Origin of the sequence: Streptomyces zingiberis, from assembly GCF_012034935.1 — a bacterium.
Lineage (GTDB): Bacteria > Actinomycetota > Actinomycetes > Streptomycetales > Streptomycetaceae > Streptomyces > Streptomyces zingiberis.
The window spans coordinates 24,559-48,078 of record NZ_JAATEN010000009.1 but is presented as its reverse complement, the minus strand read 5'-3'; the positions used below and the strand labels follow the sequence as shown (position 1 = coordinate 48,078).

Below are 23,520 nucleotides of genomic sequence, written 5' to 3'. Positions count from 1 at the left end.
CGCGGGCCGGGAGAGGCGGTCACCGGCCCGCTGGACGGCCTCACTTGTGCGGCGGCCGGCGCGGGTGTCCGTTAGGCTCCCCCGCATGCACCACAGTCCCCCGCAGTCACCCGGCTGGACCGCTCGCGCCGCCGGGGTCCTGCTCTCCCCGTGGTCGCGGCTGACGCTGCTGGTGCTCCTCGTCGGCTGCGCGGCCACGGCCGTCGCCCTGATGGAGCCACAGCGGCTACTCGCCTCGGGGTGGCCGCCCCGGGTCTCGGACGGCGGGGCCGTGGTGCTCTTCGCCGCCGTCTACGGCGTGTGCACGGCCGCGCTGCTGCCGCGCCCGGTGCTCAACCTGGCCGGCGGCGCCCTGTTCGGCTCGCAGTTCGGGTTGATGGCGACGGTCGCGGGCACGGTCCTCGGCGCGGGCATCGCCTTCTGCCTGGGCCGCGCCCTCGGCCAGGACGCCCTGCGCACCCTGCTCCGCGGCCGCTGGCTCACCGCCGCCGACCGGCAGCTCAGCGACCACGGCTTCCGCTCGACGCTGGTGGTGCGGCTGGTCCCGGGGGTGCCCTTCGCGGCGGCGAACTACTGTGCGGCCGTCTCCCGGATGCGGCTGCTGCCCTTCCTGCTCGCCACCGGGCTGGGCTGCATCCCCAACACCGCCGCGTACGTGATCGCCGGCAGTCGCGCCGCGTCGCCGACCTCCCCCGAGTTCCTCGCCGCCACCGGGTTCATCGTGCTCAGCGGGGTGGCCGCGGTGCTCGTCGGCTGGCGCCGGCGCGGCCGGGTCCGGGCGGCCTGAGCGGGAATCCGCGCGGGCAAGGGCCCACGGGCTCCCGGCGCCGGACCGGCCGCGGCCGGCCATGACGTCCACCTGGTGAGCGTGTTCACCCTGGGGCGTTACAGTGCCCCCCGTCCGGCACGCGGTCAGCCGGCCGCCGGCACGCGCGCCCGCCGTGCCCGGGCGGTGAGCGGCCGCGCCGGGCAGTCCACGCCCTTCCGGGCCGGTCCGCGTCCGCGGCCCCGGCGGCCGGGGCCCGATCCTCCTGTGGGTGGCACAGCTCCATGTCCTGGTTCGAATCACTCATCCTCGGGCTCGTCCAGGGGCTGACCGAGTTCCTCCCGATCTCCTCCAGCGCCCATCTGCGGCTGGTGGCGGCGTTCTCCGGCTGGCAGGACCCGGGTGCGGCCTTCACGGCGATCACACAGATCGGCACGGAGGCCGCGGTGCTGATCTACTTCCGCAAGGACATCGGGCGCATCCTGTCCGCGTGGTCACGCTCCCTGGTGAACAAGGAGATGCGGTCCGACCATGACGCGGTGCTGGGCTGGCTGGTGATCGTCGGCTCCCTCCCGATCGGCGTGCTCGGGATCACTCTCAAGGACCACATCGAGGGCCCGTTCCGTGACCTCCGGCTGATCGCCACCACGCTGATCGTGCTGGGCATCGTGCTGGGCATCGCGGACCGGCTGTCGGCCCGCGCCGCGACCGGTGGCCGGCACCGGGCGTCCAGGCCGCTCAAGACCCTGCGGGACCTGGGTGTCCGGGACGGCCTGATCTTCGGTTTCTGCCAGGCGATGGCCCTGGTGCCCGGCGTCTCCCGGTCCGGCGCGACGATCAGCGGCGGTCTCTTCATGGGGTACTCCCGCGAGGCCGCGGCCCGCTACTCCTTCCTGCTGGCCATCCCCGCCGTGCTGGCCTCGGGTGCCTACGAGCTCAAGGAGATCGGCGGTGACAGCCATGTCGCCTGGGGGCCGACGGTCTTCGCGACCTTCGTGGCCTTCGCCGTCGGATACGCCGTCATCGCCTGGTTCATGAAGTTCATCACCCGGCGGAGCTTCATGCCCTTCGTGGTCTACCGGATCGCCCTCGGCCTGCTGCTGTTCGCGCTGATCGGGGCCGGGGTGCTCAGCCCGCACGCGGGCGAGTCCGCCGGCTGACGTCCGGGCGGCGCGGCACGGCGGGGCCCCGCGCTCCCCGGTACGCACGAACGGCCCCGCCGGCTGCGTCCGTGCGCGGGACAACACGGCGCGGCCGGCGCGTGCCCTCCGCCGGAGCCGGGTGGCGCGGCGTCCAATGGCCCTTGGCAGACCCCGGCCCCGGCCGTCCGCGGGCCGGCCCACGACGGCCGCCCGCGGGCCTCCTCTCCCGTCCGGCCCGCGGCCGGCGGATCAGAGAGGAAGCGCTCCATGCATCCCGGCTCCCCCCGGCGACCCGGCCGCCACGTCCTGCTCGGCACCGCCGTCGCCACGGTCCTCACCCTCACCGTCCCCGCCGGCGCCACCGCCTCGCCCGCGACCCCGAACACGCACGGCCCGGTGAACGAGGCGTTCTCCCGGGCCGCGGACGAGTTCGGCGTCCCCCGGGACCTCCTCGTGGCCCTCGCCTACGCGGAGACACGGCTCGACGGGCACGACGGCGAGCCCAGCCACGCCGGCGGGTACGGCGTGATGCACCTGGTGGGCGACGCGCGGGGGCACACCCTGGAGCGCGCGTCCGAGCTGACCGGCACCCCCGAGGAGGAACTGCGCACCGACGACGCCGCCAACATCCGGGGCGGCGCCGCGGTCCTGGACTCCTACGCCGACGAGGCCGGGCTGGGCGAGGAGCGGCGGCACCGGGCCGCCGCCTGGTACCCGGCGGTCGCCCGGTACGGCGGCGCGCAGCCCGGCACCGGGGCCCGCTTCTACGCCGACACCGTCTACCAGATCCTGGCCGAGGGGGTGCGGGCCCGCACCCCGGACGGCGAGGCCGTCGTCACTCCCGGGCAGGAGGTACGGCCGGAGCGCGGCCCCTACGCCGGGACGCCCGGGCCGGGGCCGGAGGGCGTCCCCGGGGAGGAGCCGGCGGACAAGGCCCGGAGGGCACCGGTCACGGCCCGTGACTACCCGTCCGCCCGCTGGGTCCCCGCCGATCCCGCCAACTACCGCAAGGGGCGCACCGCCCGGATCGACACCGTCGTGGTGCATGTCGCGCAGGGCACCTACGAGGGCACGGTGAGCTGGTTCCGCGATCCGTCCTCCCAGGTCAGCGCCCACTACGTGGTGCGCTCCTCGGACGGCGCGGTGACCCAGTCGGTGCGGGACGCGGACACCGCCTACCACGCCCGGCAGGCCAACGCGCGCTCCCTGGGCATCGAGCACGAGGGCTGGATCAACGACGCGAAATGGTTCACCGACGTCATGTACCGCTCGTCCGCGGCGCTCACCGCGTACCTCTGCGAGACCCACGGCATCCCCAAGGACCGGGCGCACATCGTCGGTCACGGGGAGGTCCCGGGCAACGACCACACCGACCCGGGGCCGTACTGGGACTGGAAGCGCTACATGGAACTGGTGCAACGCGCGTGACCCGCGGGGTGGCCGCAGGGGGCGCGGCGGACCGCGGCGGACGGGACCGGCCGGTCTCAGCGGCCCTCCGTGAGGCCGTCCGCCGCCGCGCCACGGCTGAGGACGGCCCGGCGCACCCGGTCCCGGACCTCCGGGAACCGGCCGGCGGTGGCGGTGACCACCCGGAACGGCGGCCCGGTGTCGGAGTGGACGGGGAGGAACTCGGCCTTCCGCACGGTCCAGCGGTCACCCTCGGGAACGAAGGTGAATCTGGCCATCGAACCCTCGTTCCCGCGGAACTTGGCGGGCACGAAGCTGGCGACCTGGTCGCCGAGGCCGTAGACCACCCAGGTGCCGCCCACCTTCTCGTACGGCTGCGGCACGTGGTTGTGCGTGCCGATCAGCAGGTCGATGTCGGGACGGCCACCGGTGCGGGCCGCGGTGAGCCGGCGGGCCAGGGACCGCTGGGCGGCGTCCGGCTCCTGCTGCCACTCGGTGCCCCAGTGCAGGCTGACCAGGACGACGTCGGCACCGGCCCGGCGCGCCGCCCGGGCGTCGGCGACCACCCGGTCCGGGTCGAGCAGGTTCACGGCCCACGTCCGGCCCCCGGGCAGAGGTATGCCGTTGGTGCCGTAGGTGTAGGCCAGATGGGCGATCTCCGCGCCGCCGGCCCGGAGCCGGGCGGGGCGGCGCGCCTCGGCGGCCCCGCGCGCCGAGCCCGCGTGGCGGACCCCGGCCCGGTCCAGGGCGTCCAGGGTGCGCCGGACACCGGCGAACCCGTCGTCGAGGGTGTGGTTGGAGGATGTGGAGCAGGTGTCGTAACCGGTGTCCCGCAGCCCTTCGGCGAGCTGGGGCGGGGAGCGGAAGAGGGGGTAGCCGGTGAACGGGCCCTCCTCGGGCCCCAGCGGTGTCTCCAGATGGCACACCGCCACATCGGCGGCGGACACGGCGGGCCGGACGCCGGCGAGGATGCGCCGGAAGTCGTGGTCCACGGCCCCCGCGGGACCGGCCCGGCCCGCTCCCGGCGCGCCGGTACCGGAAGGCCCGCTCTCACCGGCACCACCACCGGCATCGCGGCGGGCCTGCTCGATGACGGACGGGTAGGGGATGACGTCCCCGGACGCCAGCACCGTGAAGGCGGTGCGCCCGGCCGCCGCGGCCCCGTTCCCCGGGCCCGGCCCACCGCCCGCCCCGCTGCCGGGCAGGGCGGACCGTGCCGTGCAGGACGCCAGCACCACGGCGGCGAGCGCGCCGAGGTACAGGCCCGTCCGGACCGGCCACCGGGGGCGGACGGGACCGGCCGGTCCCAGCGGCCGCCCGCCGGTCCGCTCCGGCCACCCGCCGTGTCCGCCGTGACGGCGGTATCCGCCGTGACTGCCGCGACTGCCGTGTCCACCGTTCAACGGGGTCTCCCTGCGCCTCGGTGACGCCCCCTGAGGGCAGCCTCACCCCGGAGCGGGGCGGACGACAGCCCGGTACGGCCGCCCGGGTCACGGAGCCGTGAACGCGGCCGGCATCCCCGGTCTTACGCGCCGCCCTCCGGCGTGGGCCGGTCGGCGTACCGGACGCGGGAGATCTCCCGGACCTCGCCGAGGGTGCCCCACTCGTCCTTGCCGAGCCGGGTGAGCGGCCGCAGCCGTGTCACCTCGGGGTGGCCGTCGACCAGCATGTCCTCGGAGACGGCCGCGTGCACGACGCGGCCGAAGACCACCGTGGAGTCCCCCAGCCGGACGGTGCTGTGCAGCTCGCACTCCAGCACGGCGGGCGACCCGGCCACCCGCGGGGGTGCCACCTTGAGGCTCGGCTCCCGGGCGACGCCGACCGCGTCGAACTCGGACACGCCGTGCGGGAAGTCGGTGGCGGTGGCGTTGATCTGCTCGAAGAGCGGCTCGGGAGCGAGGTTGACCACGAAGGTGCCGGTCCGCTCGATGTTGCGCAGCGAGTCCTTGCGTCCCACGGAGGTGAACTGGACGACGGGCGGCGCCACGCAGGAGATGGTGAAGTACGAGTGCGGGGCGAGGTTGTCGACGCCGTCCGCCGAGGTGGTGGAGACCCAGGCGATGGGGCGGGGCACGACCACCGCGTTCAGCAGCGAGTAGAGCCGGTTCCGGCCGAGGTCGGCGGGGTCGAAGTCGATACGCATGGGGCCAGTATTCCCTCTCGTCCGGAGCCCCGGACGGTGGGCCCGGCGGGCGCGGGCGGATCCGTGCCGGAGGGAGCCCGGCGGTAGGAGGAAGCGCGCATCCTGCCGGGAGGGGGGCACTCCGCCCCACGGCGCCCCCCTCGGGTGGAGTTTGACGGACCCTGACGGACCAGGCATTACGTCTGGTAACACGCATGTGCGGCGGCTATTTCTCTCTACGTCAACTTCACGGAACGCAGTGCGACTTGGCTTCCGCTTCCATGATTAAGATGATGACCACATCAGCATTCCGTGGCGGACGCCGACAGCGGGGCCACCATCTCCCGTGTGTCGTCCGCCGGTACTCCCCTGCGCGGATCCGGGCGGGCTCGGGTGCCGGCGGTCGCCCGTCGTCGCATCTCCCCCGGTCTGCCCTCGCCCCCCGAGAACGAGGATCCGATGACCCAATTCGCACCGGAGGTCGTCTTCTGGTGCCTCGTCGCCGGCCTGGTCGCCGCCCTGGTCCTGCTGCTCCGTCAGCACGGCATCACCCGGGCGCTCCGCAGGCACGCGACGGCACTGGAGGACGGGCTCCGCGCCCGTGACCAAGAGGCCCGGCATCTGGTGGAGGTCCGCCTCCCAGCCCTGCAGTCCTCGCAGCATCAGCCGGGGGCGCTGCCCGGCCTGCTGCACGACCGGCTGGCCGGCACCTCCTTCGCCGAGTCCCTGCAGACCGTGATCGACCTGTTCAGCAGCGCCGCCGACCGCGCGCGTTCCCGCGCCGACCAGTCGGCGAAGGCCGCGCTGAAGGCGTCGATGCGCGCCCTTCAGGGTCTGGCGAACGAGCAGCAGCTCGCCATCACCGACATGCAGGACAACCACGACAGCCCTCATGTGCTCCAGGACCTGCTGGAGATCGACCACGCGAATGCCCAGTTCGGGCGGCGTGCCCAGGGCATCGCCGTCCTCTGCGGCTCCTGGCCGGGCCGGCAGCGCGCCGCCTCGCCGCTGGTCGACGTCGTCCGCGGCGCGAAGTCGCGGATCCGTGACTACCGGCGCGTCGAGGTGAGCGCCCAGGTCGATCTGGCCGTGGTGAGCCGGGCCGTGGAACCCGTGGTGCTCACGGTCGCCGAGCTGCTCGACAACGCCGCGCGCCACTCACAGCCCAACACCCAGGTCGAGGTCACGCTGCGCCCCGCGCACAACGGCACCGCCATCGTGATCGACGACGCCGGTGTCGGCATGGACAGCCGGGAGATCCAGAAGGCGTCCATGCTCCTCGCCGGACGCCAGGACATCGACATCAACCGGCTGGGCGATCCGCCCCAGTTCGGCTTCGCCGTGATCGGCGTACTCGCGGCCCGGTACGGATTCACCGTGTCCGTGGACACCCGGTCACCCTACGGAGGTGTCCGCGCCGTGGTGTTCCTCCCCAAGGAGCTGCTCACGAGCGTGAACGCCGACCACCCGGCCACGGCCGGGACCCACCCCACCCCCGCCCCCGCTGCGGCGCCCCGGCCGGCTCCGGCCGCGCCACAGGCCGCGCCCGCCCGCCCCGCCGCCGCCGAGCGGTCCGAGCCCGTACGGCCCGAACCCGTACGGTCCGCGACCGACCGGCCGGAGGAGCCCGGGCCCGCGCCCGCCGCCACCGCTCTCGGCCTGCCCAAGCGCCGTCGCCGTGCGCCCGTGCCGGAGCACGTCGCCGCCACCCGTGGTGACGCGGCGCAGCAGGACACCGACGCGCCGGCCGCCCGCCCGGCACACGAGACCGCCTCCCGGATGAGCGCCTTCGCGCGCGGCACCCGCTCCGGCCGTCTCCCCTCCCCGGACGATGAAGGGACCACGCAGGAATGAACTCTCGTACGGTCAACGATCTGGGCTGGATGCTCGACGACCTGCTCAACGTGCCCGAGGCCCGGCACGCCATCCTGCTCTCCGCGGACGGCATGCTCCGGGCCCATTCCGAGGGGATCAGCCGGGACGAGGCGGACCGCCAGGCGGCGGCGCTCTCGGGCCTTCAGTCCATCAGCCGCTCCACGGCCGAGTTCTGCGCCCGGGAGGAGTCCCCCTGGCAGCAGACGCTGGTCGAGTTCAGTGACGGCTACGTCTTCCTGGTGGCCGCCGGCACCGGCGCCTACCTCGCGGTGTCCGCCTCCCCCGAGGTGGACATGGAGGCCGTCACCTACCGGATGCACAAGCTGGTCGACCGGCTCGGCAAGGAGCTGACCAGTCCGCCCCGCCAGGACGCCGTCCACCACGCCGGCAGGCCGGTATGAGCCCGCCCCGCAGGAAGGAGCGGGGACTGGTACGTCCGTACGTGGTGACGGACGGTCGCGCGCACCCGACGCGCAACACTCTGGACCTGGTCACGCTGGTCATGGCCATGACCGACCGGCCCCTGGCGGGGCTGAGTCCGGAGAAGCGGCGGCTGATGGACCTCTGCCGGGGCGGGGCGCTCTCCGTCGCGGAGGTGGCGGGCCATCTGGACCTGGCGATCAGCGTCACCAAGGTCCTGCTCAGCGACCTGATCGACAGTGGTCACATCACCGCCCGCGCCCCGGTACCGCGGGCGGAACTCCCCCAGGCCCAGCTCTTGCAGGAGGTGCTCGATGGGCTCCGTGCTCGCCTCTGACCACGTATACCTCCCGGACACGGTCAGTACCACGGCCAAGATCCTGATCGTCGGGCACTTCGCCGTCGGCAAGACCACCTTCGTGGGCACCCTCTCGGAGATCAAGCCGCTGCGCACCGAGGAGACGCTGTCGGAGGCCGGCGCGCACATCGACGACCTCGCCGGTGTGCCCCAGAAGTCCACCACCACCGTGGCCATGGACTTCGGCCGGCTGACGCTCAGCGAGGACCTGGTGCTCTACCTCTTCGGCGCCCCGGGCCAGAAGCGGTTCACCCGCCTGTGGCGGGACATGACCCATGGCGCCCTGGGCGCGCTGGTGCTCGCCGACACCCGCAGGCTCGACCAGTCCTTCGACGTCATGGGACTGCTGGAGGAGCACGGGGTCCCCTACGCCGTGGCGGTCAACCGCTTCGACGACGCTCCCGGGTACCCCGACACGGAGATCCGTGAGGCGCTCGACCTCCTCCCGGAGACCCCGCTGATCACGTGTGACGCGCGGGACCCCGTCTCCTCCACGCACGCCCTGATCGCCCTCGTCCAGTACCTCCAGACCCGTCTCGCGCAGGAGAGCATGTGACCACCCCGCAATCCCCCGGGCAGCAGACCCAGCCGCCGCCCGGCTGTCCCGCCCACGCCGACGCGGCGGGCGGGCCCCCCCGGTCCGGCGTGGACACCGGCGTCGAGCGCCTCTACGGCCCCGCGTTCGCCGCCGACCCGGCCGCGACCTACGCCCGGCTGCGCCGCTACGGGCCGGTGGCTCCGGTGGAACTCGCCGAAGGCGTCGAGGCGTGGCTGGTGACCTCGTACGAGACCGCCCTCGACGTGCTCCGCAGCCCCGAGCGGTTCTCCGCGGACTCGCGGCGCTGGCGCGCGCGGGCGGACGGCACGGTCCCGGACGACAGCCCCGTCGTGCCGATGATGATGTACCGGCCGAACGCCCTGTGGACCGACGGGGCGGAGCACGCCCGGCTGCGCGGCGCGATCAACGACAGTCTGGAGCGGGTCGACCCCAACGCGCTCCGCAGCTACGTCGAGCAGAGCGCCGACACCCTCATCGACCGCTTCGGCCCGCGCGGCGAGGCGGACCTGCTCTCCGAGTACGGCGCGCAGCTGCCGCTGCTGGTCTTCGAGCAGCTCTTCGGCTGTCCCCCCGAGATCGGCGCGAAGCTGGTCACCGGCATGTCCGCCATCTTCAACTCCGAGGGTGAGGAGGCCGAGAGGGGCAACCAGCTCCTCGGCGAGAGTGTCTTCCAGCTGGTGGCGCTCAAGCGGTCCCAGCCGGGCCCGGACATCACCTCCTGGATGATGGCGCACCCGGCCGGCCTCACCGACGAGGAGATGATCCACCAGCTGATCCTGCTGATGGGCGCGGGCACCGAGCCGCAGCAGAACCTCATCTGCAACGGGCTGCGGCTGCTGCTGGCCGACGACCGCTTCGCCGGTGACCTGGCGGGCGGCTCCCTGCCGGTGGAGGACGCGCTGGACGAGGTGCTGTGGACGGACCCGCCCATGGCCAACTACTGCGTCCACTTCCCGCTGTACGAGCAGGAGCTGGGCAACCACCTGCTCCGTCCGGGCGAGCCGGTGCTGATCAGCCTGGCGTCCGCCAACAACGACCCCTCGCTGGTCTCCGACCGGCGCGCGGGGAACCGCGCGCATCTGGCGTGGAGCGCCGGGCCGCACGGCTGCCCGGCGAAGGACCCGGCCCGGCTGATCGCCGCGGTGGCGGTGGAGAAACTCCTCGATCGGCTTCCGGATATCGAACTGGCGGTCGGGGTAGATCAGCTGAGTTGGCGTCACGGGCCCTTCCACCGTGCGCTGGCCTCCCTTCCGGTCCGTTTCCCCCCGATCGCCGCCTCCGCGGTCGCAGAGAGAACTCTTGGAGACAGTGGATGGACACCACAACCCGCCCCCTCGTCATCGACCCCACCGGCAGCGACATCCACGGCGAAGCCGCCCGCGTCAGGGAGCAGGGGCCGGTCGGGCTGGTGGAACTCCCTGGCAAAGTGGTGGCGTGGGCAGTAAGTGACCCGGCGCTGCTGAAGGAGCTGCTGACGGACCCGCGGGTCTCCAAGGACCCGCGGCAGCACTGGCCGGCCTGGATCAACGGCGAGATCACCCCCGACTGGCCGCTGTTCACCTGGGTGGCGGTGACGAACATGTTCACCGCCTACGGCGCCGACCACCGGCGGCTCCGCAAGCTCGTGGCCCCGGCGTTCTCGGCGCGCCGTACGGCCGCGCTCCGCCCGCGCATCGAGGAGGTGACCGGGGAGCTGATCGAGCGGCTCGCGGCCGTTCCGGCGGGCGGCACGGCCGACCTGCGGGAGGGGTACTGCTACCCCATCCCCATCCAGGTCATCTGCGAGTTGTTCGGCGTGGCCGACGCCGGTATGCGGGAACGTCTCCGCACCCTGGTGGACAGCGTCTTCAACACCACGGCCGACGCGGCCGAGGTGGCCGCCACCTTCGAAGGGCTGCACGCGCTGCTCGGCGAGCTGGTGACGCTGAAGCGGGAGACCCCCGGCGACGACCTGACCAGCCTGCTGATCTCCAACCGCGAGGAGGACGGCTCCCGGCTGACCGAGGGCGAGCTGGTCGACACCCTGCTGCTGGTGATCAGCGCCGGTCACGAGACGACGGTCAACCTGCTGGACAACGCCATCCACCTGCTGCTCACCCACCCCGAGCAGCTCGCCCTGGTCCGCGAGGGCCGGGCGGCCTGGTCCGACGTGATCGAGGAGACGCTGCGGGTCGACGCGCCCATAGCCAGCCTGCCGCTGCGCTACGCCGTCGAGGACATCCAGGCGGGCGAGGTCACCATCCGGAAGGGGGAGGCGATCCTCGCCGCCTACGCGGCGGCCGGGCGCAACCCCGCGTACCACGGCCCGGACGCCGCCGGCTTCGACCTCACCCGCGTCAACAAGGAGCATCTGGCCTTCGGCCACGGGGTGCACTTCTGCCTGGGCGCCCCGCTGGCCCGGCTGGAGGCGGAGATCGCGCTTCCGGCGCTCTTCGAGCGCTTCCCGGAGATGGAGCTGGCCCGGCCCACGGAGGAGCTGGGACACATCGCCTCCTTCATCTCCAACGGGCACCGCACCCTGCCGGTGGTCCTGCGCCCGGCCGGCCCCGGGGCGGGCTGACCGGCTCCCGGGTTCCGCGCGCCGCGGCCCCGTCCCTCCTGGCCTCACGGCCGGGCGGGACGGGGCCGCGGCGCGTCGCGCTCGCGGAAAGGCGCCCGCCGGGGCCGGCGCCCGGGCCGGTGACGCGGGGAAGACGGTGCACCGGCCCGCCGCCCGGAGGCCGGGCGGCGCGGGCCACCGGCGGCGGGAGGACGGGCGGGCCGGAGATCGGCGGGCGGCGAGAGGTGTCGGGACAGCCGCGTGGGAAACCCGCGCAGGAGCCGTGAACGATCGACGGAGGCCGGCCGGCGGTGTGGCCGGCAGGACGGAACGCCTATGACCAGCGGGTACACAGGTCCCGAAGGCTTCGGACGGGACCCCATCGGAGACTTCCTCGCGCGCTTCCTGGGTGCCGCCGGCTCACGGCGTCCGCCGGGTTCCCGGTATCTGGACTTCGGCCGTCTGATGAGTGAGCCCGCGCGACGGCTCGTCTCCGACGCGGCCGGCTACGCGGCCGAGCACGGCAGCGCCGACCTGGACACCGAGCACCTGCTGCGGGCCGCGCTGACCACGGAACCGACCCGGACGATGGTGGCACGGGCGGGCGCCGACCCGGACCGCATCGCCGAGGAGATCGACCGCTCCGCCGACGAGGGCCCGCCGCGGAACACCGTGTCGGTCAGCCCCGCCGTCAAACGCGCCCTGCTCGACGCCCACGAGGTGGCCCGGTCCACCGGCGCCTCCTACATCGGCCCGGAGCATCTGCTGATCGCCCTCGCCGTCAACCGGGACTCCGCCGCGGGGCAGATCCTCGACGCGGCCCACTTCGACCCCGGCCCCCGGAACCAGCAGGGGGCGACGGCCGCGCCCGCGCCCGGGGGGCCCGAGCACCCGCCCGGCGCGGGCGAACGGAACACCCCGAACCTCGACAAGTACGGCCGGGACCTCACCGAGCTGGCCCGCCAGGGCCGGATCGACCCGGTCATCGGCCGCGACGAGCAGATCGAGCAGACCGTCGAGGTACTGGCCCGCCGCGGCAAGAACAACCCGGTGCTCATCGGCGAGGCGGGCGTGGGCAAGACCGCCGTCGTCGAGGGACTGGCCCAGCGGATCGCCTCGGCCGATGTCCCGGACGTGCTGCTGGGGCGGTGCGTCGTCCAGCTCGACCTGGCGGGCGTGGTGGCCGGCACCCGCTACCGGGGCGACTTCGAAGAGCGGCTGACCGGCATCATCGACGAGATCCGTGCGCACTCCGGGGAGCTGATCGTCTTCATCGACGAGCTGCACACCGTGGTGGGCGCCGGGGGCGGGTCCGAGAGCGGGCCGATGGACGCGAGCAACATGCTCAAGCCGGCCCTCTCCCGAGGCGAACTGCACGTCATCGGCGCGACGACGCTGGAGGAGTACCGGCTCCACATCGAGAAGGACGCCGCGCTCGCCCGGCGGTTCCAGCCGATCCTGGTGCCGGAGCCGGACACGGCGGACGCCGTGGAGATCCTGCGCGGCCTGCGCGACGCCTACGAGGCGCACCACCAGGTCCGCTACGCCGACGAGGCGCTGGTCGCCGCCGTGGAACTCGCCGACCGCTACCTCACCGACCGGTACCTGCCCGACAAGGCGATCGATCTGATGGACCAGGCCGGCGCCCGGGTGCGGCTGCGCTCCTCCACCCGCGGCACCGACATCCGCGCCCTGGAGCGGGAGGCGGAACAGCTGACCCTGGACAAGGCGCAGGCGGTGGGCGCGGAGGACTACGAGCGCGCCACCCAGCTCCGCGACCGGATCGCCGAGGTGGAACGGCGGATCGCGGACGGCCGGGACCGGCAGCGGAAACCGAACCACCGCATCGCCGAGGTCACCGTGGAGGACATCGCCGGCATCGTCTCCCGGCAGACCGGTATCCCCGTCAGCAGCCTCACCCAGGAGGAGAAGGACCGGCTGCTGGGGCTGGAGGAACATCTGCGCCACCGGGTCGTCGGGCAGGACGAGGCGGTCACCGCCGTCGCCGACGCGGTGCTGCGCTCCCGGGCCGGGCTGGCCTCGCCGGACCGCCCCATCGGCTCCTTCCTCTTCCTCGGCCCCACCGGGGTGGGCAAGACGGAACTGGCCCGCGCGCTGGCCGAGGCGCTGTTCGGCAGCGACGAGCGCATGGTCCGCCTCGACATGAGCGAGTACCAGGAGAAGCACACCGTCAGCCGGCTGGTCGGCGCGCCCCCCGGATACGTCGGGCACGAGGAGGCCGGGCAGCTCACGGAGGCCGTGCGCCGGAACCCCTACGCCCTGCTCCTGCTGGACGAGGTGGAGAAGGCGCACCCGGACGTCTTCAACCTGCTGCTCCAGGTGCTGGACGACGGGCGGCTGACCGACGCCCAGGGCCGCACGGTGAACTTCACCAACACCGTCATCGTCATGACCAGCAACCTGGGGTCCGAGGCGACCGGCCGCCCGACCACCCTCGGCTTCGGGTCCGCCGAGGCGGAGGCCGACGAGGAGGCGCGCCGGGAACGCGTGCTGCGTCCGCTGAGGGAGCACTTCCGGCCCGAGTTCCTCAACCGGATCGACGAGACCGTGATCTTCCGGCGGCTCGCCGACGACCAGCTGCGGCAGATCACCGACATGCTGCTGGAGGACACCCGGCGGCGGCTGCACGCCCAGGACATCGCCGTGGACTTCAGCCCGGACGCCGTCGACTGGCTGGCACACCGCGGCTACCAGCCCGAGTACGGGGCACGGCCGCTGCGCCGCACCATCCAGCGCGAGGTGGACATCCACCTCTCCCGGATGCTGCTCCGCGGCGAACTCCGGCCGCACGGCCGGCTGCGGGTCGACGTGGCGGACGGAGCGCTCTCCTTCACGCCCGACGGCGCAGCGGCGGAGGAGGCGGCGGAGGCTGAGGCGGCGGCCGGGCGGGAGAACGGGACCTGACGTCCCGCCGGACCGGTGGGACGAGCCCTGCGCCGGTGGCCGCCGGTCCGGACCCTGACCTGACACGGCACCCGGCGGGCCGCCCGCCCCACGACGCGGGGTGCCGGGTCCGTCCCCGGGGAAGAGCCGCCCCGCGCACCGGGGCGGAGCCGGCCGCTCGGCCCTGAGGGGGGAGAGCACCACCCGCGGGGCACCGGAGCCGCGGCCTGACCGGCTACGTCCTCCGCCCGCGGTCCTCGCGGGGACCGGCCCTCCGTCTCAGGACCGACCCGGCCCGCCACTCCGTCATCCCCTCGCGGTACCGGGCCCGGGACGGCGGAACGACGACACGGTCGCGCGCACGCGAAAGGGTGGGGGCATGCACAGGGGCAGGGAGAACCGGAGACCGGAACGCGCGAGCGGCGCACGGACGCGAGGACCGGCACGCGGAGGCCGCGGGTGAGCGCCCTGCTGGTGCCGGTTCTCCTCTCCTGCCTCTCCGCCGTGGTGTACGCGGGGGCGGCCGTCCTCCAGGAGCGCGTCGCGGCGGAGTCCGTCCCGGGCGCCGGGGCGGGCGCCGCGTGGCGCAGCGGGCGCTGGTGGATCTCGGTCCTCCTCAACGGCGCGGGCGCGCTGCTCCATGTCGCCGCGCTGAGTACCGGACCGCTGTCGCTGGTACAGCCGCTGGGTGTGCTGACGCTGGTCTTCGTCCTGCCGCTGGCCGCGCTGTGCGGCGGGCGGCGGGCCGGCCGGCCGGGGTGGTCCGGGGCGCTGCTGGTGTCGGCGGGGCTGGCGGGGCTGCTGTCGCTCACCGCGGCGCGGCCGGCACGGCTGCCGGACGGTGCGGAGCAGCTCACCCTGGCGGTGGTGACCGTCGGGGCCGTCGCCGCCCTCACCGGGCTGGCCGTCTCCCGGGCGGCGGCGCGGCCGGCCGTCCGCAGCGCCTTGCTGGCGTCGGCGGCCGGGGCGGCGTTCGGGGTGGCTTCCGTGTTCACCAAGGTGGTGACCGCGAACTGGGGCACGGGGCTCCCGGTGGCGGCGCAGGTGCCGGCGGCGGCGGTGACGGCGGGGCTGGCGATCGCCGGGCTGTTCGCCGCGCAGGCCGCTTACCAGGGAGGGGGACTCGCCGCGCCGCTGGCCACGGTGACGGTCGTCAACCCCGTGGTGGCAGCGGCGACCGGCGTCACGCTGCTGGGTGAGGGTTTCCGGTACGGGGCCACCGGCGTCGCCCTCGCGCTGGCCGCCGCCGGGGTCACCGCCCGGGGTCTGGCCGTCCTCACGGCGCGCCGGGCCGACGGGCCCCTGGACACCGTGCCGGCGGGAGAGCGGCGGGAGACCTCGGGCCCCGGGCCGGCGGCGGGCCGTGCGGAGCGGCCACCGCCGGCCGGGACGCCGGGGGCCGCCGGGGCCCGCCGCCCCGCGGACGCTCTTCGTGCCGTACCGGGCGGGCGTCCTCCCGGTCCCGTCCCGGTGCCGGGAGCCGCGCGCGCCCTCGCCGGGGATGCCGCGGGGCGGGACGGCTCGGCCGGTGCCGCCCCGCGGCCGGGCGCCCTGGTGTGAACTCCCGCGCCCCGGCGCGGATCCCGGGGGTGTCCCGGGCTCGCGCCGTGACGGAGACTGTCCGCGGTACGGAGGGCGGGACCCGGCAGGGAGGATCCGGATGCGGGTGACGGCACGCGGCGGGCGTGGGGAACGGGCGGAGCCCGGAGTGGCCGCGGAGCCCGGTGGCGGCCATCGGCCCGGCGGCCCCTGGCGGCGGGGGGCCGCCGCGCTGGCCGCGGGGGCGGTCCCCGCCCTGACGCTGCCCGCGCCCTCCTGGTGGTGGTGCGCCCCGGTCGCGCTGGTGCCCTGGCTGCTGCTGGTCCGCTCGGCGCCCACGGCCCGCCGCGCGGCGCTCGACGGCTGGCTGGGCGGGGCGGGGTTCCTGCTCGCCGTCCACCACTGGCTGCTGCCGAGCCTCCATGTGTTCCTGCTGGTGCTGGCGGTCCTGCTGGGGGCCTTGTGGGCGCCGTGGGGCGCGCTGGTGCGGCGGCTGCTCACGGACCGTCCGGGCCCGGGGGCGGTGGCGGCGGCCCTGGTGCTGGTGCCCGCCGCCTGGCTGATGGTCGAGCTGGTGCGCTCCTGGGAGTACCTCGGCGGTCCGTGGGGGCTGCTGGGCGCCGGGCTGTGGCAGGTGCCGCCGGCCCTGCGCCTCGCCTCGCTGGGCGGGGTGTGGCTGGTGACCCTGGTGGTGGTGGCCGTGAACACCGCGATCGCCGTGGTCCTCGCGGTGCCCGGTGCCCGCCGGGCCGCGCTCGCCGGTCTGCTGGCGTGTGCGGCGGTGGTGGGCTCGGCGTGGGCGTTCGCGCCGCTGCCGCGGCCCGCCGGGACGGCACGGATCGGTCTGGTGCAGCCCGGGGTCGTCGACGGGCCCGGCAGCGTCGACCGACGCTTCGACCGGCAGGTGGACCTCACCCGGAGGCTCGCCGGACGCGGCGCCGACCTCGTCGTCTGGGGCGAGAGCGGCGTCGGCCACGACCTGCGGGACCGTCCGGACCTCCGGCGGCGGCTGGCCCGGCTCTCCGCGGAGGTGGGCGCCGGCATCCTCGTCAATGTGGACGCCCGCCGCTCCGACCGGCCCGGGATCTACAAGAGTTCCGTCCTGGTCGGCCCGCACGGGATCACCGGCGAGCGCTACGACAAGATGCGGCTGGTGCCGTTCGGCGAGTACGTCCCGGCCCGCTCCGTGCTCGGCTGGGCCACCTCCGTGGGCAAGGCCGCGGACGAGGACCGGCGGCGGGGCACCGCCCCCGTCGTCACCCGGACCCCCGAACCGGCCGGCGGTCCCGGCCGGGCCGCTCCCCGGCGGCTGCGCGTCGGCCCGCTGGTGTGCTTCGAATCGGCGTTCCCGGACATGAGCCGCCATCTGGCGCGCGAGGGCGCCCAGCTGGTGATCGCCCAGTCGGCGACCTCCAGCTTCCAGCGCAGCTGGGCCCCCCGGCAGCACGCCTCGCTGGGGGCGCTGCGCGCGGCGGAGACCGGACGGCCGTTCGTGCACGCGACGCTCACCGGCGTCAGCGCGGTGTACGGACCGCGGGGCGAGCGAGTGGGTGCCGGTCTCGGTACGGACGGCGCCGCGGCCACCGTCCGTACCGTTCCGCTCGCCCGGGGGGTCACCCCCTACGCGCGGTTCGGCGACTGGGCGGTGCACGGCGCCGCGCTGGCCCTGGCCGGGTACCTCGGCCGGGAGGCGGCGCGCCGGGTCAGGAGCCGGAGAGCCCGCGCCCTCCGGTAGCCGCGCCGGCCGCACCGGCCTCGGTGATCACCCGCTCGCACAGTTCGTGGGTGGCGAGGGCGTCCTCGGCAGTGAGCAGCCGCCCGGCGCGCACGGCGTCCAGGAAGTGCGTCACGGCCTGCTCCACGCCGCGCTGCCGGGCGACGGGCACCCAGTCGCCGCGGCGGCGCACGCTGGGCTGGCCCTTGTGGTCGACGACCTCGGCGAGGTTGACCACCTGGCGCTTGGCGTCCTGGCCGGACACCTCCAGGATCTCCTCGGCGGAGCCGCTCATCCGGTTCATCACCCCGAGGGCCGTGAAACCGTCGCCGGAGAGCTGGAGGACGGCGTGGTGGAGCAGCCCGTCCCGGACGCGGGTCCGCACCGAGACGTGCTCGGGGGTGCCGGGCAGCAGGAAGCGCAGGGTGTCCACGACGTGGATGAAGTCGTCCAGGACGACCGAACGCGGGTCCCCGGGCAGCCCGACCCGGTTCTTCTGCAAGAGGATCAGGTCGCGCGGGAGGCCCCGGCACTGGGCGTACGCCGGCGCGAAGCGTCGGTTGAAACCGACGGCGAGGGAGACGCGGCGCTCGGCGGCCAGCCGCACGACGCGTTCGGACTCGGCGTAGTGGTAGGCGATCGGCTTGTCGACATAGGTGGGTACGCCCGCCTCGATCAGCCGGGTGGCGAGCTCCGCGTGGACCGCGGTGGGCGCGTGGACGAGGACGGCGTCCGGACCCGCCGCCAGCAGGGAGTCGAGATCGGTGTGGCGCCGCCGCTCCGGGACGTGGTGGCGCTCGCCGGTCTCCCGCAGCGTGCGCGGGGAGCGGGTGTGCAGATGGAGTTCGAGACCGGGCCGCGAGGTGAGGACCGGCAGATAGGCCTTGTGCGCGATGTCGCCGAGCCCGACACAGCCGACCCGGAGGGGCCGGGGCTCCCCGGCCGCCGGGGTGTCCGTGGCGGCCTCGGGAACGGAGATGGTCGCGGGGGTCGCGGGGGTCGCTGCCGCCTCGGCGGTCACGGGCGTCACTCCTTCCGCTGCTCCTGATGGTCCGGGGCGAGCGGGGTTCGCACCGGTGTGCGATCAGCATAGGGGCCGGGCGGCGGGCTCCGGCCGGCGATCCCGTCGAGACCGCGCAGCACCAGGCTGGGGCCGAGCCCCCGCGCCACGCGCACCCGCGGCGGCCGCGAGTGCTACACCGTGTGGGTGACGCTGCCTCACCCGCCCGGGCGAGGCCCCCGCCCGGGAACCACCGGCGTCCCGGGGCACGGAGCAGGCTGGGCCCGTGCACCCACGTACCGCAGCGATCCTCCTGATGGCACCTCTTCTGGCCGGCTGCGTCTCCGTCGCGGAGACGCCCGCGCCCACCGCCCCGGGCCGGGAGGGGGCCACGGGGCCCGCCGTGCCCGCCCCGGAGCCCTCGGGGCTCGCCGCCCTCCGCCCCGACGCGGCGTGGGAGGCGCTCGCCACGGCTGAGCCGGGCTCCGGGCCGGACTCCCCGCGCCGGCCCCGGGAGGCCGGCGCCGCCACGCCGGGCGGCGGCGTTCCCCCGGGACCCCCCGGCCCCCCGGCGGCCCCCCTGGTGGCCCCGGCACCGCCCGCCCTGCCCGGGCCACCCGCGCTGTCCGGGCCCTCCGTCTTCGCGGCGCCGCGCCCGTTCGCCGCGCCGCGCTCCAGGCCACGTTCCGTACCGCGGCCGGCCCCGCGCTCCGTACCGCGCTCCGTACCGCGTTCCGCGCCGCGATCGGGGCCGGGGCCCGCCCCGCGTTCCCTGCCGGCCCCGGCTCCGGCGCCACGCCGCCCCGCCCCGGCACCGCCGCGGTCCGATCCGCCCCGGGGGCCGCAGGCGGCGCGGCCGGCCCCGCCGGAGCGCTCCTCGCGGCCGGCCCCCGGGCAGGGCCCGCGCGCCTTGCCGCCGCCGGGCGCCGGGATGTGCCAGCTGGCCGAGCACTACGGCTACATGACCCCCGGCAGTGCGGAGTCCCGCGCCTGCCGGAACGTCTACGGCGGCTGACCCCCACCGTCGGCCAGCCGCCGCGCCAGCCGGTCGATCGCCGAGCGGACGCCGGCCGCGTAGGGACCGGCGTCACCCTCGGCGCCCGCCAGCGCCTGTGAAGCCGCGCGGGCCCGCCGCAGCTCGGCGGACGCCGCCCCGCGGAGCCCCAGCTTCTCGTAGTCCGCGGCCAGGTTGAGGTGGAGCGACGGCCGGAAGCCGCTGAGTGGCCGGTCCGCGCCCCGCGCCCGGGGGCGTTCCCCCGCGGCCTCGTCCGCCGCGGAGAGCGCCCGCAGATCCCAGGCCAGTTCACAGGCGGGGTCGTCCTGGGTGTCGGCCAGGTAGTGCGCGATCGTGCAGCGGTGCACGGGGGCACCGTTCTCAGCCGCCCGCTCCCATAGCCGGAGCAGGCGGTTCCGTGCCTCCTCGCGGTCACCGGCGTGGAGGAGCACCACGGCCTGGCCGATGCTCCGTTCCAGGTTCGCCGCCCCGTCGCCCCCGGGCTCGGCCGGCCGGTTCCGTTCCTCCGTCACCCGCGCCTCCGGTGCTCGCCGGCGTCCGGTCCGCCGCCGGCCGCCCGTCCCGGTGTCCGACGCTAGCCACCACGCGGCCCACGCGCCCGGCCACCGGGCCACTCGGGTCAGCCACCGTCCGGGAAGGGCCGGGCACGGAAGCGGCGCGGACTCCCGGCGACGGATATGGCCTCCCGGTCTCCGGGCCCTCCCCACCCCCGGCCCCGCTCCCGCCCCGGGGGTGGGACGACACCGCCGGGCGTCCCCGCACCCGCCGCTGCCCGGTCCGGCGGCCGGCGGGGACGTCCGCCGCCCGCCCGGAGACCCGGCGGGACGCCGCCCTCACGGCGGGCCCCGGGCACGCCCGGCACGTGCCGGGCCGCGCGCACCCACCCCGTGGTCGACCTGCCGCCGCGCCACCGGTGCCTGTCCGCCGTCCAGCCGTCCAGCCGCTCAGCCGGTCAACCGGTCAGCCGGTCAGCCGGTCAGCCGAGGTTCGGGATGCGCCAGTCGACGGGGGTGTGACCGTGATCGGCCACGGCCTTGTCGATCTGGCTGAAGGGGCGGCTGCCGAGAAACTTCTTCGCCGACAGCGGGGAGGGGTGTGCCCCCTCCACCACGGCGTGCCGGCCCGTGTCGATCAGTGGCAGCTTCTTCCGGGCGTAGTTGCCCCAGAGGACGAAGACGGCCGGGTCGGTGCGCGCGGCGACGGCGCGGATCACGGCGTCGGTGAAGCGTTCCCAGCCCTTGCCCTTGTGCGAGTTGGCCTCGCCGCCCCGGACGGTGAGCACGGCGTTGAGCAGCAGCACCCCCTGGTCGGCCCAGGGCATGAGGTACCCGTTGTCCGGGACCGGATGGCCCAGGTCGTCACGGAGTTCCTTGTAGATGTTCCGCAGCGACGGCGGGATCCGCACCCCGGGGCGGACGGAGAAGCACAGCCCGTGGCCCTGGCCCTCACCGTGGTACGGGTCCTGCCCGAGGACGAGCACCTTGACGCGGTCGTACGGGGTGGCCCGCAGCGCCGCGAAGACCTCGTCCCTCGGCGGGTACACCGGGCCGGCCGCCCGCTCGCGCTCCACGAAGTCCATGAGTTCCGCGAAGTACGGCTGGTCCAGTTCCTCGCCGAGGACGGGGCGCCAGGACTCGGGCAGCATGTCGGTCACGTCAACAACCTCCGGTGTCGGTCTCGAACGGTCCCCCGAACCTATCGCCCGGCACCGACACCGACCGGGACACCGGCAGCCCCGCCAGGAACCGCCGGTGCCTGCCGGCGCCCGGCCGGGAGGGCGGGGACGGCGGGCACCGGCGGTGCCCGGGCCGGGTTCCGTCCCGTCGCCCGGCGCCACCGGTCCGCGTCAGCCGACGCCCGCGTTGAGGAAGATGCCGCCGTCGACCACCAGGGTCTGGCCGGTGATCCAGGCGGAGCGGTCGGAGAGCAGGAACTCGGCGGCCCCGGCGACGTCCTCCGGCACGCCGAGCCGGCCCATCGGGTAGGCCGCGGCGGCCTCCGCCTCACGGCCCTCGTAGAGCGCCTGCGCGAACTTCGTCTTCACCACGGCGGGCGCCACCGCGTTCACCCGGACCCCCGGGGAGAACTCGTGCGCCAGCTGCAGCGTCAGATTGACCATGGCGGCCTTGCTCATGCCGTAGGCGCCGATGAACGGCGAGGCGGAGACCCCGGCGACGGAGGCGATGTTGACGATCGCCCCGCCGTGCTCCTTCTGCCACGCCTTCCAGGTGAGCTGGGCGAAGGCCAGCGCCGAGAGGACATTCGTCTCGAACACCTTGCGCGCCACCGCCGGGTCGAGGTCGGCGATCGGGCCGAAGACCGGGTTGGTGCCCGCGTTGTTGACGAGGTGGTCCACCCGCCCGAAGGCCTCCATCGTCCGCTCGACGGCCGCCGCCTGGTGCGCCGGGTCGTGCGCCTTGCCCGCGACGCCGATCACCCGGTCGGCGCCCAGCCGTTCGACGGCCTCCTTCAGGGTCTCCTCGGTACGTCCCGTGATGCACACCCGGTCTCCGCGGGCGACGAGCGCCTCGGCGACGGCGTACCCGATGCCCCGGCTGGCCCCGGTGACGATCGCTGCCTTTCCGCTGTCCCGCGTGCGCGGGCCGTTCTCCACTGCTGTCATCTTCTCCGTCTCCTCCGCTGTGTCCGCCCTGACCGCCCCTGACGCCCCGCCGCCGGTGACACCGGCCGCCACCGTCAGTCGAGCGGCCCGCCCGCCACGTACAGGACCTGCCCGGAGACGAACCCGGCTGCCTCGCCGGTGAAGTAGGCGATGGCCCCGGCGATGTCCTCGGGACGCCCGACGCGCTGCACGGGGATCTGCGAGGCGGCCGCCGCCTGGAACTCCTCGAAGTCCATGCCGACCCGGGCGGCGGTGGCGGCCGTCATCTCGGTGACGACGAAGCCGGGGGCGACGGCGTTGGCGGTGACGCCGAACTTGCCCAGTTCCTTGGCGAGCGTCTTGGTGAAGCCCTGCAGACCCGCCTTGGCGGCGGCGTAGTTGGCCTGGCCGCGGTTGCCCAGCGCGGAGCTGCTGGAGAGGTTGACGATCCGGCCGAACCCGGCGTCCACCATGTGCTTCTGGCAGGCGCGGCTCATCAGGAAGGCGCCCTTGAGGTGCACGTCCATGACGGTGTCCCAGTCGCTCTCGGCCATCTTGAAGAGCAGGTTGTCGCGGAGGACGCCCGCGTTGTTCACCAGGATCACCGGCGGGCCCAGCTCCTCGGCGATCCGTGCGACCGCCGCCCCGACGCGGCCGGCGTCCGCTACGTCGCAGCCGACGGCGAGGGCCCTGCCGCCCGCCGCCGTGATCCGCTCGGCGGTCTCCTGGCAGCCGGTCTCGTCGAGGTCGAGCACGGCGACGGCGCGGCCCTCCTCGGCCAGGCGCACGGCGGTGGCCGCGCCGATGCCGCGTGCGCCGCCCGTGACCAGGGCGACGCGCTGCTCGGTGGTGGACATGCGGGATTCTCCTCGTGCTCGGATACGGGCCGGACCGCCGGAGGCGCCGGTGAACGCGCCGGGGGGTGCGGGGGCCGGCGGCCCCGGAGGGCCGGATGCGGGGGTGAGCAACCGCTTAGTAGGTCTGCCGGAACGCTAGAAGCCCCCGCACCCCCTGTCAACGGCCGACCGTCCAGGAGCGCCGCACGTCACAGCGGTGACCGGTGCCACCACTCCGGTGCGCCACCGCGCCGGTCCGCCACGCGGGCGGAGCGCCCGGCCCCTGGCCGCGCGCTCCGCCCGGGCCGGTACGGCCCCGCGTGGCCACCGTCCACGCCTCAGCGGACGAGCAGCCCCAGGAGCCGCTCCGCCTCCGCGGCGGGGTCGGCCGTCAGCCCGGTGTGCACCGGTCCGGGCTGCACCACGGTGCTGCGCGGCGCCACCAGCCAGCGGAAGCGGCGCCCCGGGTCCTGTTCGGCCGCCGCCCCCGCCGCTCCGCCGCAGAACTCCTCCACGGCGCGCAGCGCCGCCCGGACGCCCGCGGTGTCGGCGTGCGGATCGAGGGCGCGCAGCCGTTCCTCGTCGAGGTGGGTACGGGCCGTGACGAAGGACCGCGCGCGGCAGTAGAGGAGGACCCCGGCGTTGAGCCGCTCACCCCGTTCGATCCGCGGCATCACACGCAGCAGCGCGTACTCGTACACCTCGCCCCCGCCGGCAGGTGC

20 protein-coding genes are annotated in these 23,520 nt (G+C 75.2%); 12 read left to right on the top strand and 8 right to left on the bottom strand.

Annotation, left to right across the window (positions count from 1 at the left end; translation table 11 throughout):
* The first annotated feature begins 85 nt into the window (after positions 1-85).
* The 3 genes from HCK00_RS13860 to HCK00_RS13850 all read left to right on the top strand — a co-directional run bounded on the left by HCK00_RS13860 (position 86) and on the right by HCK00_RS13850 (position 3,336).
* Complete coding sequence (locus HCK00_RS13860; RefSeq protein WP_168102212.1) at positions 86-787, top strand: TVP38/TMEM64 family protein; 702 nt, start codon at positions 86-88, stop codon at positions 785-787.
* 263 nt (positions 788-1,050) lie between these two features.
* Positions 1,051-1,926, top strand: coding sequence for an undecaprenyl-diphosphate phosphatase (locus tag HCK00_RS13855; protein WP_168102211.1), 876 nt, complete (start codon positions 1,051-1,053; stop codon positions 1,924-1,926).
* A 249-nt stretch (positions 1,927-2,175) separates the two neighbouring features.
* Positions 2,176-3,336 (top strand): N-acetylmuramoyl-L-alanine amidase, encoded by a 1,161-nt coding sequence (locus tag HCK00_RS13850; protein ID WP_168102210.1) that lies wholly within the window; start codon positions 2,176-2,178, stop codon positions 3,334-3,336.
* Between the two features lie 56 nt (positions 3,337-3,392).
* On the opposite strand, the gene HCK00_RS13845 is transcribed toward HCK00_RS13850, so the two are convergent.
* Both HCK00_RS13845 and HCK00_RS13840 read right to left on the bottom strand, forming a co-directional pair.
* On the bottom strand, positions 3,393-4,547 hold the full coding sequence (locus HCK00_RS13845) for a CapA family protein (protein ID WP_240965575.1): 1,155 nt from the start codon (positions 4,545-4,547) through the stop codon (positions 3,393-3,395).
* 293 nt (positions 4,548-4,840) lie between these two features.
* Complete coding sequence (locus tag HCK00_RS13840) at positions 4,841-5,458, bottom strand: flavin reductase family protein (protein WP_168102209.1); 618 nt, start codon at positions 5,456-5,458, stop codon at positions 4,841-4,843.
* 438 nt (positions 5,459-5,896) lie between these two features.
* Here HCK00_RS13840 and HCK00_RS13835 point away from each other — a divergent pair, with 438 nt between their 5' ends.
* The 9 genes from HCK00_RS13835 (at position 5,897) to lnt (ending at position 17,366) form a co-directional block, all read left to right on the top strand.
* Complete coding sequence (locus HCK00_RS13835) at positions 5,897-7,291, top strand: ATP-binding protein (protein ID WP_168102208.1); 1,395 nt, start codon at positions 5,897-5,899, stop codon at positions 7,289-7,291.
* On the top strand, positions 7,288-7,713 hold the full coding sequence (locus HCK00_RS13830; RefSeq protein ID WP_168102207.1) for a roadblock/LC7 domain-containing protein: 426 nt from the start codon (positions 7,288-7,290) through the stop codon (positions 7,711-7,713). The genes HCK00_RS13835 and HCK00_RS13830 overlap by 4 nt, the downstream gene beginning before the upstream one ends.
* Entirely contained in the window at positions 7,710-8,069 is a 360-nt protein-coding gene (locus HCK00_RS13825; RefSeq protein WP_168102206.1) for a DUF742 domain-containing protein, read from the top strand. Before HCK00_RS13830 ends, HCK00_RS13825 begins: the two co-directional genes overlap by 4 nt.
* Positions 8,047-8,646 carry a GTP-binding protein gene (locus tag HCK00_RS13820; RefSeq protein ID WP_168102205.1) on the top strand — a complete coding sequence of 200 codons (600 nt, stop codon included), beginning with the start codon at positions 8,047-8,049 and terminating at the stop codon, positions 8,644-8,646. Before HCK00_RS13825 ends, HCK00_RS13820 begins: the two co-directional genes overlap by 23 nt.
* On the top strand, positions 8,643-10,094 hold the full coding sequence (locus HCK00_RS13815; RefSeq protein WP_375781963.1) for a cytochrome P450: 1,452 nt from the start codon (positions 8,643-8,645) through the stop codon (positions 10,092-10,094). Before HCK00_RS13820 ends, HCK00_RS13815 begins: the two co-directional genes overlap by 4 nt.
* Positions 9,989-11,209: a cytochrome P450 family protein gene (locus HCK00_RS13810; protein WP_375781968.1), complete on the top strand. Its 1,221-nt coding sequence runs from the start codon at positions 9,989-9,991 to the stop codon at positions 11,207-11,209. Before HCK00_RS13815 ends, HCK00_RS13810 begins: the two co-directional genes overlap by 106 nt.
* A gap of 315 nt (positions 11,210-11,524) precedes the next feature.
* Positions 11,525-14,113 carry an ATP-dependent Clp protease ATP-binding subunit gene (locus tag HCK00_RS13805; RefSeq protein ID WP_168102203.1) on the top strand — a complete coding sequence of 863 codons (2,589 nt, stop codon included), beginning with the start codon at positions 11,525-11,527 and terminating at the stop codon, positions 14,111-14,113.
* 438 nt (positions 14,114-14,551) lie between these two features.
* Positions 14,552-15,652, top strand: coding sequence for a DMT family transporter (locus HCK00_RS13800; RefSeq protein ID WP_168102202.1), 1,101 nt, complete (start codon positions 14,552-14,554; stop codon positions 15,650-15,652).
* 100 nt (positions 15,653-15,752) lie between these two features.
* The gene (gene lnt / locus HCK00_RS13795) at positions 15,753-17,366 is read left to right on the top strand and encodes an apolipoprotein N-acyltransferase (RefSeq protein ID WP_168102201.1); all 1,614 of its coding nucleotides are present in this window, start codon (positions 15,753-15,755) and stop codon (positions 17,364-17,366) included.
* Here lnt and HCK00_RS13790 read toward each other — a convergent pair.
* The 6 genes from HCK00_RS13790 to HCK00_RS13765 form a co-directional block, all read right to left on the bottom strand.
* Positions 17,335-18,324 (bottom strand): Gfo/Idh/MocA family protein, encoded by a 990-nt coding sequence (locus HCK00_RS13790; RefSeq protein WP_168102358.1) that lies wholly within the window; start codon positions 18,322-18,324, stop codon positions 17,335-17,337. The two genes, lnt and HCK00_RS13790, sit on opposite strands and share 32 nt — an antisense overlap.
* A gap of 1,023 nt (positions 18,325-19,347) precedes the next feature.
* Complete coding sequence (locus HCK00_RS13785) at positions 19,348-19,872, bottom strand: hypothetical protein (RefSeq protein ID WP_375781962.1); 525 nt, start codon at positions 19,870-19,872, stop codon at positions 19,348-19,350.
* Between the two features lie 464 nt (positions 19,873-20,336).
* Positions 20,337-21,005, bottom strand: coding sequence for a uracil-DNA glycosylase (ung, locus tag HCK00_RS13780; RefSeq protein ID WP_168102356.1), 669 nt, complete (start codon positions 21,003-21,005; stop codon positions 20,337-20,339).
* 201 nt (positions 21,006-21,206) lie between these two features.
* Positions 21,207-21,983 carry an SDR family oxidoreductase gene (locus HCK00_RS13775; protein ID WP_168102200.1) on the bottom strand — a complete coding sequence of 259 codons (777 nt, stop codon included), beginning with the start codon at positions 21,981-21,983 and terminating at the stop codon, positions 21,207-21,209.
* A gap of 74 nt (positions 21,984-22,057) precedes the next feature.
* The gene (fabG, locus tag HCK00_RS13770) at positions 22,058-22,819 is read right to left on the bottom strand and encodes a 3-oxoacyl-ACP reductase FabG (protein WP_168102199.1); all 762 of its coding nucleotides are present in this window, start codon (positions 22,817-22,819) and stop codon (positions 22,058-22,060) included.
* A gap of 317 nt (positions 22,820-23,136) precedes the next feature.
* Positions 23,137-23,472, bottom strand: coding sequence for a DUF3037 domain-containing protein (locus HCK00_RS13765; protein ID WP_206320357.1), 336 nt, complete (start codon positions 23,470-23,472; stop codon positions 23,137-23,139).
* Positions 23,473-23,520: the final 48 nt, after the last annotated feature.